The following is a 14,693-nucleotide window of genomic DNA, read 5'->3' as shown; positions in this document are numbered from 1 at the left end:
GAAGATGATCTTTACAGAATTAACTGACTCGGAATATCAGACTTATATTGAAAAAGGGGAGGAATCCGCCTTTTTTCAAATGATCGAGAACAAGGACAACCGCGAGCTGGAAGACGGCCAGTCCGTCAGGCTGCTCGGCGTCAAGGACGATGCCGGTGAAGTCATCGCAGCCTGCCTGTTCACTTTGAAATCAACGGGGCTCGGACAATACTTCTATTACTCCAACCGGGGCCCGGTGCTGGACTACCACAACCATGACCTGGTGCGGTTTTATTTCCAGGAGCTGACCCGGTACCTCAAGAACAACAACTGTTCATACGTGAAAGTCGATCCGAACTGGATCTACAAGAAGTATGATAAGGACGTCAATGAGAAGACGGATTACCCGGCCCAGGACGAACTGATCAAAATCCTTGAAGAGGAAGGCTATGTGCATCAGGGGTTCACCCGGGGTTATTCAAAGACATCGCAGGCGCGCTGGATGAGCGTGCTCGATGTGGGCGGATATGACGATGTGAATGCACTCGTGAAGACATTCGATTCACAGCGGAAGAGGAACATTAAAAAAGCGCAGAAATACGGCGTGAAAGTGAGGTTCCTCGAAGTGGATGAACTGGATAAGTTCATGAAGCTGTATCTTGCGACTTCGGAAAGGCAGGGTTTCTTCACCCATCCCGACCCGCTCAAATATTTCACGCACTTCAAGATGACTTACAAGGACAAGCTGCTGATCCCGCTCGCGTATATCGAGCTTGATGAGTATATTGAAAACCTGTCTAAGGAGCACGCCGATCTTAAGAAGCGCCATGATCAGCAGAATGCCAAAGAGAATAAGAATGATAAGACGATCAACAAGATCAGGGAAATGGAAAAGCAGATCAGCAAGATCGAAGAGGACCTGGAAGAGGCGCGTGAAATCCAGAAGGTCGAAGGCAACACCCTGGACCTTGCTGCAGGCATCTACTTCGAGACGCCGTATGAACTGGTCTACAACTCCGGTGCCAGCACAAGCAAATATCCGCAGTTCGTCGGCCCTTATATGATGCACCTTGAAATGATGAAATACTGCATCGACAACGGCATCGACCGCTATAATTTCTATGGCGTCAGCGGGGACTTCAGCGAAGAGGGCGAAGATTACGGCGTCTACAGGTTCAAACGCGGATTCAATGCCGAGATAGAAGAGCTTGTCGGAGACTTCGTGAAAGTCATCAAACCGCTGCCTTACAACGTTTATAAAGTGAAAGCGAAACTGGGCCAGATCATTTCAAAGTAATTACAGAAAGGCTGAAACTGAATGCATACAGCGACTATAAACGAACAAACTTTCAAGCAGTTCATCAGCGGATATGACAGTTATATGCACTATCTGCATGATGACCTCTACTATGACTATATATCCGGCATGTATGAGACGCACCTCCTCGGTCTGTATGAAGATGAGGTACTGATCGGGGTCTCGATGCTCAGCGCGACATCCGTCCTGAAGAAGTACCGGCTCTTCACTTCCCATACGGGACCCTTGATCAAAGATTTCAATAATGAGCGTCTTGAGTTCTTCCTCCATGAAATCGATGAATATGTACAGAAAAAAGGTGCGCTTCAGCTGATCCACTCCCCATACCATATTTATCAGATGCATGACAAGGACGGCAAGAAAATAGAGGATGAAAAGAACAATCCGGATATCATAAAAATTTATGAAAATCTCGGATACAACCATCACGGGTTCACAAAACAGCTGGTCACTGAAGAACTGCTGAGATACCAGGGTATACTGGACATCACACCGAGTGAAAAAGAACTGATGAAGAATATGGATTCGACCACCAGATACAACACCAAACAGGCGGAGATCATGCCGGTCAGGCTGAGGTATCTGGATGAGGACGAGTATGATGCCTTCATAGAGATCTATAAAGAGACTGAGGAAAGGATCGGCTTTGACCCGGTCCCGTCCCAAAAGATCAAAAACCTCATGAAGACGTTGAAGGATAAGATGTTCCTTGTCATGACATACGTCAATGTCGATGAATACCTCGATCAGTTGGCAGATGAACGCGACGTGCTGCTTAAGGAGAAAGAAGATATACTCGAGAAGGAAAAACAGGGCAGGGCGACGAAGGGGCAGAAAAAGAAGCTCGAACAGATTGAACAGCAGCTCGACAGCAAGTACTCGAGAATCGAAAAAGTCGAAGGCTACAAAGCGGAATTCGGCACGGACCTGGAGCTGTCCGCAGCGATGTATTATTACAACAACCATGAAATGGTCTATTTGTTCAGCGGCAGCTATCCTGAACTTTCATTCTTCAAAGGCACAAACTATGCAACATGGGAAATGATCAAGAAAGCAAAAGAACTCGGCCTGAAACGGTTCAACTTCTTCGGCCTGACCGGGGACTTCACGGAAGATGCCAAGGACTACGGCGTCTACCGGTTCAAGAAAGGCTATAATATCGAGATTGAAGAATTGCCGGGAACATTTGATAAAGTATTCAACAAATTGATTTTCAACATCGCACGCAAACTCAAAAAAATTTAATGAACGATAGGGCGGGAATAAGTGTAATTCCGCCCTTTATGCATTGTTAATTTAACTGAATATTCTGATAATTTTAAGCGGAAAATAGCAGGGGTTTTAAAGAAGAAAACTTATGTCCGATTGATACAAAATAAGCGGATCATGAAATAATGGATCAAAAAAATCACCCTTAACGATATAAACTGTATCGGACATGGCAGCCGGGTTGGATATCCGGTTAATGTAAGGAATACAGCCGAAAAAGCATTCCACATCAATAAACCAGCCGAAGTACAGTTTACAGAAGGATGATTTCATAGGAATAATATAGTAATGGATGAAACTAAGGAATTAAAGGTAAATGAACGCGACAACAAATACTATAAGTAAGAATACAAATGAACCGATGACTGTAATCATGAAACGTTTGCTCAATTTATATTTTTCTTTCGGATTGTCGGAATCCGATTCAGCTTCCTTGGCATTTTGAAAGATGACGAACGCCGAGACGGCAATAATAAAAACTAAAAGGATCAAGCCCACAAATAATCGCTCCAAATATCAGATTAATACGGTTATAATACCATAAAATAACCGCCCTTTCGAAATATACCCTAAAGTTTACATAACATATATTATAGGAAGTTATATATTATCGGGAAAACCCGGGAGACGGTATGCCCTTGCATGCGGTCTTTGTCCATTATTATACATTTTGGAGATCTTGATTTTCAGGCTGGTCATCCAGCCTGCCAGATGCTGCCTCCTTCATGAATTTTCACCCTGCAGCCGCGGGCGCCCCCGGCTGTGGATATCCCTCCTGCGTCTTTCAACACGGCAGAACCTCTGCCGTAACATACTTCTCCATTTGATCATTGAAAAGGATGGCTGTATCAACCCGCCCTCTTATAGTCATGCCGGAGAGGGTGACGCGTCACCCTCTTATAGATCGATAAGTGTTGCAAGACGGCCTATTCACCGGGCCGGCATCTTAATTTTTGTCACTTCACCCTATTGAAGTAAAATTATACTTTTATCTTTATTTCCCCTGCCATATCGGTTTGACATATTTTCTTATTCAGTATATATTATTAACCAGACGTTAAAAATTATGACTCCGTAGCTCAGCGGGAGAGCGCTTGCTTGACATGCAAGAGGTCGGTGGTTCGAAACCACTCGGAGTCATCATATGAAAGTGCCGGGGAAGAAATTCCCCGGCACTTTTTTTATATTGTATCGGATTCAACGAGCTTCCAGTCATATGGGAGCAGATCCCCGATTGTAAGGATCCTGTCCCTCCCCACCATCACTTCAGCATCCATGTTCCCGAGGTGAATCTGGCTGACAAACTCGCGGCAGCGCCCGCATGGCGGTAAAACAGCAGCGTTCTTCCCCACTGCCACCATCTTTAAGATCCTGTTTTCCCCATCTGCAATCATCGCAGCGGCAGCGGCGTGTTCCGCACAAAAACCCATCCCGCAGTCGGTGGCGATGGATACGCCGGTGTAGACTTCCCCGTTTTCTGCGAGGAGCGCTGCGCCGACGCTGCCGGCTTTCGCATAATCTGTAAGTTCACGGCGATTCCTGATTCCATTTGCCCGTGTATAAAGTTCTTCGAATGACATAGCTTCAGTTCCTTTCCAACGGTGTTTCAGTACTTTTCCATAATCCCCTCTTACTTTCAATTATACTCTTAAAAGGCTTATTAAATGAACTATGGTGCTTCAATCATGAATTAAATTTCCTTCTTTGACTTTGATTTATTTTGAATATTCCTACTATTGATAGTAAGATTATTGTGATCATACTTATATTCAAAAAACAATGTAAGGGGGAGAAGCATTCATATGTATACCATATTGGTTTTGGTTTACTTAATCATTGTAGTGGGAATCGGGGTATATTTTGCGAAGCACACGAAAAACATCGAGGACTTTGCCTTGGCAGGAAGAGGCCTGAATACGCCGGTGCTGCTGGGTACATTGTTCGCGACCTACATCGGCGGTGCGACCGTCGTCGGCTGGACAGGGAGCTTCTATACGATGGGGTTCGACTGGTGGTTCAGCGGGCTCGGGGCGATTCTCGGCATTGTCGCAGCAACTTTCCTGCTTGCCGAACGCTTCCGCAACCTGGAACAGTTCACCGTGCCTGATATGCTTGCGCTCAGATACAACAACAGCACGAGATATGTGAGTGCCGTCATGATCATTATCGGGGATGTTGCGATAGTGACTGTACAGATACTCGCCCTGACCGGGATACTGGTCACATTTACGGACCTTGACCGGATGCCTGCGATGATCATCAGCATCGTCTCCTTCACACTGATTTCCCTGTTCGGGGGGATGAAGGGTGTGGCCATCACCGATGCCATCCAGGCGATTCTGATTTTTGGAGGTCTATTGTTCGGTGTCATCGTGGTGTTCAATATCGGTGACGGCCCGGGTGCGGTATTCTCCGCCCTGCCGGAAAATTATTTCACACCGTTCACAGAGGTCACTTACCTCGGGGCACTGGGTCTTGCGATCGCCTCGTTCGGTACCACCGCCGTATCACAGTCCATGATATTCACAAGGGTGTTTTCAGCGAAGAACTCCAAAGTGGCCAAGCGCGGGTTGATGTGGCTCATACCCACTGCATTGATCGGGTACGGACTTGTTGCGCTGCTCGGTTACAGCGGCCAGGCGATCCTCGGGCCGGATGTCCCGGAAGCGGATGTTTTTGCGGTGGTGGTCACTAATCTGATGACACCGTTCGTCGGCGGCCTTCTGCTTGCGGTCGTGATGGCTGCGATCGTCACATCCACGAACTCCATCCTGCTCAGTTCAAGTGTGAACCTGACGAGGGACTTTTACCAGCAGCTGGTGAAGCGTGATGTGGGCAATGTTGAGTTGATGCGTGTCGGACAGCTTTCGGTCATCACTTTTTCAATCCTCGCGTTCATACTCGCCGTCGTCATGCCGGATATCGTCACTGCGATCGTCTTTGCCTACACGATGTACAGTGCAAGCCTGCTCGTGCCGCTCTATGCAGGTTATCTTTGGAAAGGCGCGACTGCAGCCGCAGGCACGTCGGGTGTCATTGCAGGCGGCGGTACAGCCCTGATATGGTATCTGCTGCAGGAGCCGTTCGGCCTGCCTTCAATGATTCCGGCCATCGTCGTCTCGCTCATCGTGGTTTTCGGTGTCAGCATGTTCACCAAAAAGCCGGATGAAGAACAGCTGAAAGTGTTCAATAAGTAAGGTTTTAAGGTATATGGATATTTAAAATGAGAGGCTGCCATACGGGCGGCCTCTCATTTTATTGATAACGGATATTCGATACGGCTTCCTTCTACAGATTATTGATATCCTCGATCAAAGCTTCGACATCTTCCAGTCTGGTCGACCAGCTCGTGCAGAAGCGGACCGCCTTTCTCGTCTCATCGATATCCTCCCATACATGGAATGCATATTTTTTGCTGAGTTTTTCTATCTGTCCGGTCGTCAGTACAGGGAATATCTGATTCGTCGGGGATGGAAAATGCATTTCTATCCCGCTGCCCGTGAAAGCATCGTTCAGGATCCGGGCCATCTTCACCGCATGTCCCGCAATCTCCATATATAAATCATCTTCGAACAACACTTCGAACTGGATGCCGAGCAGCCGCCCCTTCGCAAGCATTCCGCCCTTCTGCTTGATGATGTACCGGAAATCTTCCTTGATGTTTTCATGGGAAATGACGATGGCTTCCCCGAACAGGATGCCGGCCTTGGTGCCGCCGATGTAGAAGACATCGCACATATCCGCATAGTCAGCCAGGGTGAGGTCGCTGTCCCCTGACGCGAGGGCATATGCAAGCCTTGCCCCATCCACCATCAAATAAAGCCCCTTCTCATCACATACGTGTCTGATCGCCTCAAATTCCTCCCTTGAGTACAGCGTCCCCGACTCCGTCGGCTGTGATATATAGACCAGTTTCGGCTGGGGCTTATGCTCGCGCTCAATGCTGTTCCAATGATCCTCCACATATCTGGAAATCTGCCCGGCATCGATCTTGCCGTCCACCGCCTTGATTTCCAGCACTTTATGGCCTGTCGCCTCGATCGCTCCAGTTTCATCGGCAGCGATATGTCCGGTATCCGGTGCGATGACGCCCTGGTGCGGCCGCAGTATTGAAGAAATGATGGTGAGATTTGCCTGTGTGCCGCCCATGACGAAATGGACATCCACATCCTCACCGCAGAGACTGCGTATAAGAGCTTTTGCACTTGCAGTATGGTGATCCTTGCCATATCCCGGCAGCTGTTCTTCGTTCGTTTCCATAAGGCGCTGAAGGACCTTTGGGTGTGCGCCTTCAGTATAATCATTATCGAATCTGATCATTCGTATCCCCTTCCTCATTCAAATTGCTGCCTGCAGCTGTATTCATCCATATTGTACTCCTTTTCCGGGATAAGATTGAAGTGAAAAATACCATGGTGGAATCCCAATGAAAAAACCCGGCCATTTAATGACCGGGTTTCCAATACTTATTTCTTTGCAGTATATTCAATCAGCTGTTTTAGTTATTGTTGTTTGAAGCATTGCCGCCTTTTTCGCCGATATCTTCATAGAATTCCTTGCCGTGTTCGCGGGAAGTCTTGTTTCCGCCTTTTTCACCGATATCCTCGAAGTGCTCCTTGCCGTGCTCTCTTGCCGTTTTGTTTCCACCTTTTTGTCCTGCTTCTTCGCGTGACATCTTGTCTTGTTCTGCCATTAGTAAAATCCTCCTTAAAAAATTTTATTAATGTAGACAAAACATAAAGGCTTATGTCTTTGTCCATAACACTTGTTACCACTTTCGATCACTTCTAAACTTAGAAGTGCAAAAAGTAACTTCTTTTTCCTTCAGCTGCTGTTTGTCCTGGTTTCATTCATTTTCCGCTGTTCCATATTCATTTTTTTCCTTCTCGGCCCGCCGTTTCCGGACAAGCATGAAAGTCAAAATCGTCACGACGATTGACATCACCGTGAGAAACACGGCATAGCCGACCTGCGGCTGCCAGCTCAGCTCGTTATAAAAGTTCGGGAGGATGAATCCTGTAAGAGTCATCACGACCAATGTCGCAAGCGGGATGAGCCACCATAGCTTCATTCTTATTAACGGGACTAAAAACGATAAAATAATGATTATAAGAATACTCAACACATAAAACCAGACATTTTCAATCATATCATCACCTCATTTACTGTTTATATATCCTTAATCAAATGGCTGAAACAATTTATTTAAATTTGTGTGTTTTATCAGAATATTCATGTATAATGGCTTTATACTTCGGTTTCCGAAATTATAAAAGGAGTGGATTTCAATGGGAGAATTAAAGCAAAGACATGAAGTGGACCAGAATTATACATGGGACCTGACTCCCCTGTTCGAGTCGGATGCAGCCTGTGAAGACGCCATAGAGCATATCAATGGGGAAATATCCGGTTTCGTCGAAAAGTATGAAGGCCGCCTCGGTGATGTGGATACAGCGGTCAGCGCCATCGACGACTACAGGCAGCTTGTGGAAAGGCTTGTGCCGATCGGTACATATGCAGGCCTCCGGATGTCTTCCGATCAGGGGGATGCCGGGGCGCAGAAATTGAACGGCAAAGTCAACAATGCTTCAGCCAGATTCAGCACGGCGACGAGCTTTCTGAAAAGTGAACTGCTCGCACAGGATGAGTCCTTCCTGGAATCGGTCAAGGCACAAAATACCGAATTCGAGGGCTTCATAGACACATTGCTGCGGGATAAGCCTTACCAGCTGGATGCGGAAGTCGAAAAGGCACTTGCAGCCTACTCGAATGTGTTCAACGGCCCTTACAGCTTATATCAGAAAACGAAGCTCCTGGACATCGACTTCGGTACATTCGAAGCGAACGGTGAGGAAATCCCGCTGTCATACCTCGCCTATGAAGGGGAGCTTGAAAGCCATGAGGATCCTGAAGTGCGCCGCAACGCCTATAAGAAGTTCTATTCGAAACTTAAAGAATACGAGCACACCACTGCCGGCACTTATGAAATACATCTGAAGCAGGAAAAAACGACCGCCGATCTGAGGGGCTTCGATTCGGTGATCGATTATCTCCTCCACACCCAGGAAGTGGACAGTGAGCTCTATCACCGCCAGATCGACCTGATCATGAAGGATCTTGCGCCCCATATGCGGAAATATGCGAAACTTCTGCAGAAGGTGAACGGTCTGGATGAAATGCGCTACGAGGATTTGAAGATTTCATTGGATCCGGCAAGCGAACCCGAAATCAGCGTCGAAGATTCACGCAAGTATATACTGGATGCCCTCAGCATAATGGGTGATGATTACACGGAGATGCTGAACCGCGCATATGATGAGAGATGGATCGACTTCGTCAAGAATAAAGGGAAATCGACCGGTGCCTTCTGCTCAAGCCCTTACGGCTATCATCCCTTCATCCTGATTTCATGGACGTCGCTGATGACGGAAGTTTTCGTACTGGCCCATGAGCTGGGTCATGCGGGACATTTCTACAATGCCAACCGTGAGCAGAATGTATTCGACGCGAGAAGCAGCATGTACTTCATTGAAGCACCGAGCACGATGAATGAAATGCTGATGGCAAACCACCTGCTTGAAAATTCGGATGACCCGAAATTCAAGCGCTGGGTCATCAGTTCGATCATTTCCAGGACTTACTACCATAACTTCGTCACCCATCTGCTGGAAGCGGCTTACCAGCGTGAAGTCTATAAAAAGGTCGACAACCATGAAAGCATCAGTGCAGCCGACCTGAATGCATTGAAGCGCCAGGTCATCGAGGAATTCTGGGGAGATGATGTCGTCATCTCGGAGAATGCGGAACTGACATGGATGAGGCAGCCCCACTATTATATGGGACTGTACCCATACACCTACTCCGCCGGCCTTACTATTGCGACACAAATGGGCAAACGTGTATTAAATGAAGGTCAGCCGGCCGTGGACGACTGGCTGAAGGTGCTGAAAACGGGCGGAAAGAAACCGCCTGTTGAACTCGCGCAGATGGCCGGCATCGATGTGACGACCGATCAGCCGCTGAAGGACACAATCGCCTATATTGGTGAGCTGGTGGATGAGCTTGAGAAGCTGACTGAGGAAATAGAAGGATAACAGATGAAATGCATGGCACCCGCCATGCATTTTTTGTATTTAAAATTATACGGTTCAATTGATTGCTTTAAATATTTTTTCTGTGGTATGCTCCTTCTTGTGCTTCACAGGCTTTACAACAAAAGGAGAAAAAAATATGAATAATGAGAATTCATGGGACTTACCCAAAAAAGATAAGGCACTGATGATTGCAGCCCTGCTGACGGGTGCATTCATGGGCATCATAAATGAAACTTTACTTGCCACGGCCCTCCCTTCCATACAGGCGGCTTTCAACATCACCCAGGCTGAAGTCCAGTGGATGACAACTGCATTCCTGATGACGAACGGCATCATGATCCCCATATCGGCATTCCTGATCGACCGTTTTTCCACCCGGGGGCTGTTCCTCACAGCAATCGGCCTTTTCGGACTTGGGACGGCAATCGCTGTCACGGCCCAGATTTATCCGGTGCTCCTGTTTGCACGGATCGTTCAGGCCTCCGGTTCCGGCATCATGCTGCCTTTACTGATGACTGTGCTGCTTGCGATCATCCCGGTACATAAACGCGGCACCGCCATGGGCCTGATCGGTATAGTGATCGCTTTCGGTCCGGCGATCGGCCCGACACTTTCAGGCGTGCTGCTGGAGTTCTTTTCATGGCGGTCATTGTTCGTCACTGTACTTCCGATCGTCGGTGTCACGATGGTGGTTGCCCATCTGTTCCTCCGCAACGTGACAGATCTCAGGAAACCGAAGATAGACATCCTCTCGATCATCCTGTCCTCGACAGGGTTCGGTTCATTCCTATACGGTTTCAGCATCGCTTCCAACCAGGGATGGACAAGCCCGGTGGTCATCACCACCCTCCTCCTCGGCGTACTCATCATCGGCATGTTCGTGTGGAGACAGCTTGTTTTGAAAACACCGATGCTTGAGTTCAGGGTGTTCAAATTTAAAATATTCACGCTTGCCATCCTGATTTCCATGACGGTGATGGTATCGCTCATCGGGGCGGAGACGCTGCTGCCGCTGTTCATGCAGAATGTGCTGGACTTTTCACCACTTGAATCGGGCATGATGCTCCTGCCGGGAGCAATCGTCATCGGCCTCATGTCCCCTGTGACAGGACGGCTGTATGACCGTTATGGTGCCAAATATCTGGCCCTTACAGGACTCGGCATCGTGACGGTGACGACATTCATGTTCACCAACCTGTCCCTGGAGACGACATTCACTTATTTGACTGTCATTTATGCGGTCCGCATGTTCGGCTTATCCATGGCCCTGATGCCTGTGGTGACGTCCGCACTCAATCAGCTGCCGCCGAAATGGTATTCCCACGCTTCCGCGATGACGAATACCCTCCAGCAGATTTCTGCAGCCATCGGGACGGCAATACTGATCACACTTGTTGCCATGGGGTCTGGCAGTTTCACCCCCGACAGCTCCATATCCGAATCGGTGGCAGTAGATATGGCCCAGGTCGTCGGTTTTGAATGGGCGTTCATGGGCAGTACACTGCTTGCGTTGACCGCCTTTATACTGGCACTGTTCATGAAGAGGCCGAAAGAGGAAAAAGAAATCATCCGTAGGCTGCATGGAAGCGGATTGGAATAAAATCATTTAAGAAATAAATAAAAATCCCGTGCATCTTCTCCACCGGAGTCAGATGCACGGGATTTTATTTCATTCATTCAGCTTATAGAATCTATATCCGGCCTCACTTCAAATAAGTGCCGCCGTCTTTCTGCTCCACGCGGCCAGCCTTCATCAGGCGGCCGAGTGCACGCTTGAATGCGCCCTTCGACATGTTGAATGCCTCTTTGATGTCTTCGGGATCCGATTTGTCGGACATAGGCATCATGCCGTCGTTTTTGGTGATGTAATCGAGGATTTTTTCAGCGTCATCGTCCATCCTCTTATACGCCTGCTGTAAGAATGAACCGTTGATCTCACCTTTTTCATTGATGCCGATTGCCCTGAACTTCACAAGCTCACCGAGCCTCGGTTCTTTTTCCCTTTCGGATTCATGGACGAAAACTTTATGCCCTTCATCCGTCAGAAGAAATGTTCCGATCCTCAAAAGCCTGTAAGGCCTTGCTTCGAACCATTTGTTCTTGATGGCTTCAAAACCATCTTGTGCCACCGGGGTGAACCGTTCTGCCATTTCCTCTTCTGAAACCAGTTTGCCGTACAGCTGGTTGTCGGATTCCGCCCGCAGCTGTGTGTAGACCTTATCGCCGGGTTTCGGCCATACTTCCTTCACCTTTGGCAGGTCCACCCACGGGATGAGGATGTCCCTCGGAGAGCCGATGTTGATGTATGCCCCGTCCCTGTTCACTTCCGTCACTTCAGCAAAACCGAATTTCCCGACTGCGACGTCAGGTACCATCGGAACGGCGAAGAGTTCGCCACTCCTGTTCGGATAGATGAACGCACTGATTTCGTCACCGATGCCGAATTCCTGCTCCGTCGCCGAGGCGTTCATCCGGATGAAGGTATTTTTTTCATATACTAAATGATATGTCGAACCTTCTTTTTTGATCACTTCTAAAAATTGTACTGTTCCTGATATGTTTTCCATAGCTCTGTCCCCTATAATTCAAGTCATCTGATTGCGTTTATTACTTCCGTCATGTCGTCATTGATCACGAGTGTCGCTTCATCATCGAATGGCGTGCTGTCTTTATTGATGATCACGAAGTCATCACCTCTGAAATAAGTGGTCAGGTAAGCTGCCGGATTGACCACGAGCGATGTCCCGAGGACGATCAGCGTATCCGCCTTCTGCAGTTTAGCCATTGCACTCATCACCGTCAATTCATCCAATACCTCACCGTACAATACGATGTCCGGCCGCACCACCCCGCCGCATCGGCAGTATGAAATATCCTGTTCTATGATTTCCGTCTTATGATATGCTTCCCTGCATTCCATGCAGTAAAACCGGTTCAGTGAGCCGTGCAGCGCGTCCACTTTTGTGCTGCCGGCATCCTCATGCAGGCCGTCGATGTTCTGGGTGATGACCCCCTCCGATCTGCCGCGGGCTTCAAGGTCCGCTATGAATTCATGCACGGCATTAGGGGATTTATCGGCAAGCAGCAGGCGCTTCTTATAGAAACGGATGAAGCTGTCCGGGTCATCCTCCAGATGGTTGATGCTGAGAAGATATTCCGGAGAGCGGCCTTCTTTTGAAATTTCATCGAACAGACCGCCCATGCTTCTGAAGTCCGGGATGCCGCTCGCTACAGAAACCCCCGCACCCGTGAAAAAAACGATATTATCAGATTTTTCAATGATATCGGCCAGTTGCTGATATTCCTGTTTCATCATCTTTTCTCCTCTTACTAAGTTATTTCAATGGTACCATATTTGTGGTATTATCGCTTAAGGAATATATTTAAGGAGAATGTGTATGTTACAAGTAAGTGACGTAAGTTTACGTTTTGGTGACCGTAAGCTTTTTGAAGATGTGAATATCAAATTCACACCGGGGAACTGTTATGGTCTGATCGGGGCGAATGGTGCAGGAAAATCGACGTTTCTTAAGATCCTGTCCGGGGAGATGGATGCTCAGAGCGGCCATGTGTCTATGGGTAAAGATGAACGCCTTGCCATACTCAAACAGGATCATTTCGGTTATGAAGACGAGAAGGTCATCGATGTCGTCCTGATGGGACATGAGCAGCTGTACAGCATAATGAAGGAAAAAGATGAAATCTATATGAAGCCGGACTTTTCCGATGAAGACGGGATCCGCGCCGCCGAGCTTGAAGGCGAATTCGGCGAAATGGGCGGATGGACTGCGGAAAGTGATGCAGAGAGCCTGCTCCACGGCCTGGGTATAGATGCTTCACTTGTGGATAAGAAGATGTCCGAGCTTGAGAACAATCAGAAGGTGAAAGTGCTGCTTGCACAAAGCCTGTTCGGCACCCCTGATGTACTGCTGCTCGATGAGCCGACGAACGGCCTGGATATCGAAGCGATACAATGGCTCGAAGACTTCCTGATCAATTTCGAAAACACGGTAATCGTCGTTTCCCACGACCGTCACTTTCTGAATAATGTATGTACACATATTGCGGACCTCGATTTTGGAAAGATTGAACTGTATGTAGGAAACTACGATTTCTGGTACCAGTCAAGCCAGCTTGCACTGCAGATGGCACAGGACCAGAATAAGAAAAAAGAAGAGAAGATTAAGGAGCTCCAGGATTTCGTCGCACGTTTCAGCGCAAACGCATCCAAGTCCAAACAGGCGACAAGCCGTAAGAAGACGCTTGAAAAAATCGAGCTTGAGGATATAAAGCCTTCTTCAAGAAAATATCCGTTCGTCAATTTCACACCGGAACGGGAAATCGGCAATGAGCTGTTGTATGTGAGCGGCCTGACGCATTCCATCGGCGGGGAAAAAGTGCTTGATAACGTGAGCTTCACGCTGGATCCGTATGATAAAGTCATACTGATCGGCCATACGGAAATCGCCCGCACCACCCTGCTCCGCATCCTTGCAGGAGAAGTCGAGCCCGACGAAGGTGAAGTCAGATGGGGTGTGACGACCTCGCAGAGTTACATGCCAAAAGACAACTCTGAATACTTTGAAGGTGTCAATACGAGCCTCGTTGAATGGCTGCGCCAGTATGCACCGGAAGATGAGCAGACGGAAACGTTCATCCGCGGATTCCTCGGCAGGATGCTGTTCAGCGGTGAAGAAGCGAAGAAAAAGGCAAGCGTCCTGTCCGGTGGAGAAAAGATGCGTGCGATGTTGAGCAAGATGATGCTGTCGAAAGCGAACGTCATTTTACTGGATGAGCCGACGAACCACCTTGACTTGGAGAGCATCACGTCCGTGAACGAAGGGCTGAAGAAGTTCAAAGGTTCAATCATCTTCACCTCCCATGACTTCGAATTCATCAATACGATCGCCAATAAAGTGCTTGAGATCAAGCCTGAAGGTGCAATCGTCAAAGAATCGACCTACGAGGAGTATTTGAAGGATAAAGGCGTTTTGAAAGTTTAAGGTTTACTTTATCACAATCAACATGTATAA

13 protein-coding genes and 1 tRNA gene are annotated in these 14,693 nt (G+C 48.0%); 7 read left to right on the top strand and 7 right to left on the bottom strand.

Going from position 1 to position 14,693, the window contains the following annotated elements:
• Positions 1-4: 4 nt before the first annotated feature.
• Together CRN96_RS03220 and CRN96_RS03215 are read left to right on the top strand one after the other, a co-directional pair.
• Positions 5-1,276: an aminoacyltransferase gene (locus tag CRN96_RS03220; protein ID WP_097039686.1), complete on the top strand. Its 1,272-nt coding sequence runs from the start codon at positions 5-7 to the stop codon at positions 1,274-1,276.
• A 21-nt stretch (positions 1,277-1,297) separates the two neighbouring features.
• The gene (locus CRN96_RS03215; protein WP_097039085.1) at positions 1,298-2,542 is read left to right on the top strand and encodes a peptidoglycan bridge formation glycyltransferase FemA/FemB family protein; all 1,245 of its coding nucleotides are present in this window, start codon (positions 1,298-1,300) and stop codon (positions 2,540-2,542) included.
• 330 nt (positions 2,543-2,872) lie between these two features.
• Here CRN96_RS03215 and CRN96_RS03210 read toward each other — a convergent pair whose 3' ends face one another.
• Complete coding sequence (locus CRN96_RS03210) at positions 2,873-3,064, bottom strand: hypothetical protein (RefSeq protein WP_097039083.1); 192 nt, start codon at positions 3,062-3,064, stop codon at positions 2,873-2,875.
• Between the two features lie 570 nt (positions 3,065-3,634).
• Between CRN96_RS03210 and CRN96_RS03205 the strand changes: the two genes are divergently transcribed.
• A tRNA-Val gene (locus CRN96_RS03205) sits at positions 3,635-3,706 on the top strand.
• 41 nt (positions 3,707-3,747) lie between these two features.
• Here the strand turns inward: CRN96_RS03205 and CRN96_RS03200 are convergent.
• Positions 3,748-4,146 (bottom strand): cytidine deaminase family protein, encoded by a 399-nt coding sequence (locus CRN96_RS03200; protein WP_097039081.1) that lies wholly within the window; start codon positions 4,144-4,146, stop codon positions 3,748-3,750.
• A gap of 240 nt (positions 4,147-4,386) precedes the next feature.
• Here CRN96_RS03200 and CRN96_RS03195 point away from each other — a divergent pair, with 240 nt between their 5' ends.
• Positions 4,387-5,763, top strand: coding sequence for a sodium:solute symporter family protein (locus CRN96_RS03195; protein ID WP_179647081.1), 1,377 nt, complete (start codon positions 4,387-4,389; stop codon positions 5,761-5,763).
• 91 nt (positions 5,764-5,854) lie between these two features.
• Here the strand turns inward: CRN96_RS03195 and CRN96_RS03190 are convergent, their stop codons facing one another.
• The 3 genes from CRN96_RS03190 to CRN96_RS03180 form a co-directional block, all read right to left on the bottom strand.
• Entirely contained in the window at positions 5,855-6,886 is a 1,032-nt protein-coding gene (locus tag CRN96_RS03190) for a threonine aldolase family protein (RefSeq protein ID WP_097039077.1), read from the bottom strand.
• Positions 6,887-7,064: 178 nt separating this feature from the next.
• Complete coding sequence (locus CRN96_RS03185) at positions 7,065-7,259, bottom strand: stress-induced protein, KGG, repeat-containing protein (protein WP_097039075.1); 195 nt, start codon at positions 7,257-7,259, stop codon at positions 7,065-7,067.
• A gap of 153 nt (positions 7,260-7,412) precedes the next feature.
• Entirely contained in the window at positions 7,413-7,637 is a 225-nt protein-coding gene (locus CRN96_RS03180) for a hypothetical protein (RefSeq protein ID WP_143544274.1), read from the bottom strand.
• 217 nt (positions 7,638-7,854) lie between these two features.
• On the opposite strand from CRN96_RS03180, the gene pepF reads away from it, so the two are divergent.
• Positions 7,855-9,660 carry an oligoendopeptidase F gene (gene pepF / locus CRN96_RS03175; RefSeq protein WP_097039071.1) on the top strand — a complete coding sequence of 602 codons (1,806 nt, stop codon included), beginning with the start codon at positions 7,855-7,857 and terminating at the stop codon, positions 9,658-9,660.
• Positions 9,661-9,796: 136 nt separating this feature from the next.
• Positions 9,797-11,260: an MDR family MFS transporter gene (locus CRN96_RS03170; RefSeq protein WP_097039069.1), complete on the top strand. Its 1,464-nt coding sequence runs from the start codon at positions 9,797-9,799 to the stop codon at positions 11,258-11,260.
• A 103-nt stretch (positions 11,261-11,363) separates the two neighbouring features.
• Here the strand turns inward: CRN96_RS03170 and CRN96_RS03165 are convergent, their stop codons facing one another.
• Both CRN96_RS03165 and CRN96_RS03160 read right to left on the bottom strand, forming a co-directional pair.
• On the bottom strand, positions 11,364-12,227 hold the full coding sequence (locus CRN96_RS03165) for a CvfB family protein (RefSeq protein ID WP_097039067.1): 864 nt from the start codon (positions 12,225-12,227) through the stop codon (positions 11,364-11,366).
• A gap of 23 nt (positions 12,228-12,250) precedes the next feature.
• Entirely contained in the window at positions 12,251-12,976 is a 726-nt protein-coding gene (locus CRN96_RS03160; protein ID WP_179647080.1) for an NAD-dependent protein deacylase, read from the bottom strand.
• A gap of 82 nt (positions 12,977-13,058) precedes the next feature.
• Here CRN96_RS03160 and CRN96_RS03155 point away from each other — a divergent pair, with 82 nt between their 5' ends.
• The gene (locus CRN96_RS03155; RefSeq protein WP_097039064.1) at positions 13,059-14,663 is read left to right on the top strand and encodes an ABC-F family ATP-binding cassette domain-containing protein; all 1,605 of its coding nucleotides are present in this window, start codon (positions 13,059-13,061) and stop codon (positions 14,661-14,663) included.
• Positions 14,664-14,693 lie beyond the last annotated feature (30 nt).

This window comes from Salinicoccus kekensis, assembly GCF_900220995.1.
GTDB lineage: Bacteria > Bacillota > Bacilli > Staphylococcales > Salinicoccaceae > Lacicoccus > Lacicoccus kekensis.
This window is presented reverse-complemented; position numbering and strand designations above follow the sequence as displayed.

Excerpts from the sequence above, each read along its gene's own strand:
- CRN96_RS03160 (WP_179647080.1), bottom strand. The coding sequence starts at position 12,976 with ATGATGAAACAGGAATATCAGCAACTGGCCGATATCATTGAAAAATCT.
- CRN96_RS03190 (WP_097039077.1), bottom strand. The coding sequence starts at position 6,886 with ATGATCAGATTCGATAATGATTATACTGAAGGCGCACACCCAAAGGTC.
- CRN96_RS03170 (WP_097039069.1), top strand. The coding sequence starts at position 9,797 with ATGAATAATGAGAATTCATGGGACTTACCCAAAAAAGATAAGGCACTG.
- CRN96_RS03165 (WP_097039067.1), bottom strand. The coding sequence starts at position 12,227 with ATGGAAAACATATCAGGAACAGTACAATTTTTAGAAGTGATCAAAAAA.
- CRN96_RS03180 (WP_143544274.1), bottom strand. The coding sequence starts at position 7,637 with ATGAAGCTATGGTGGCTCATCCCGCTTGCGACATTGGTCGTGATGACT.
- CRN96_RS03185 (WP_097039075.1), bottom strand. The coding sequence starts at position 7,259 with ATGGCAGAACAAGACAAGATGTCACGCGAAGAAGCAGGACAAAAAGGT.
- CRN96_RS03220 (WP_097039686.1), top strand. The coding sequence starts at position 5 with ATGATCTTTACAGAATTAACTGACTCGGAATATCAGACTTATATTGAA.
- CRN96_RS03155 (WP_097039064.1), top strand. The coding sequence starts at position 13,059 with ATGTTACAAGTAAGTGACGTAAGTTTACGTTTTGGTGACCGTAAGCTT.
- pepF (WP_097039071.1), top strand. The coding sequence starts at position 7,855 with ATGGGAGAATTAAAGCAAAGACATGAAGTGGACCAGAATTATACATGG.
- CRN96_RS03200 (WP_097039081.1), bottom strand. The coding sequence starts at position 4,146 with ATGTCATTCGAAGAACTTTATACACGGGCAAATGGAATCAGGAATCGC.
- CRN96_RS03215 (WP_097039085.1), top strand. The coding sequence starts at position 1,298 with ATGCATACAGCGACTATAAACGAACAAACTTTCAAGCAGTTCATCAGC.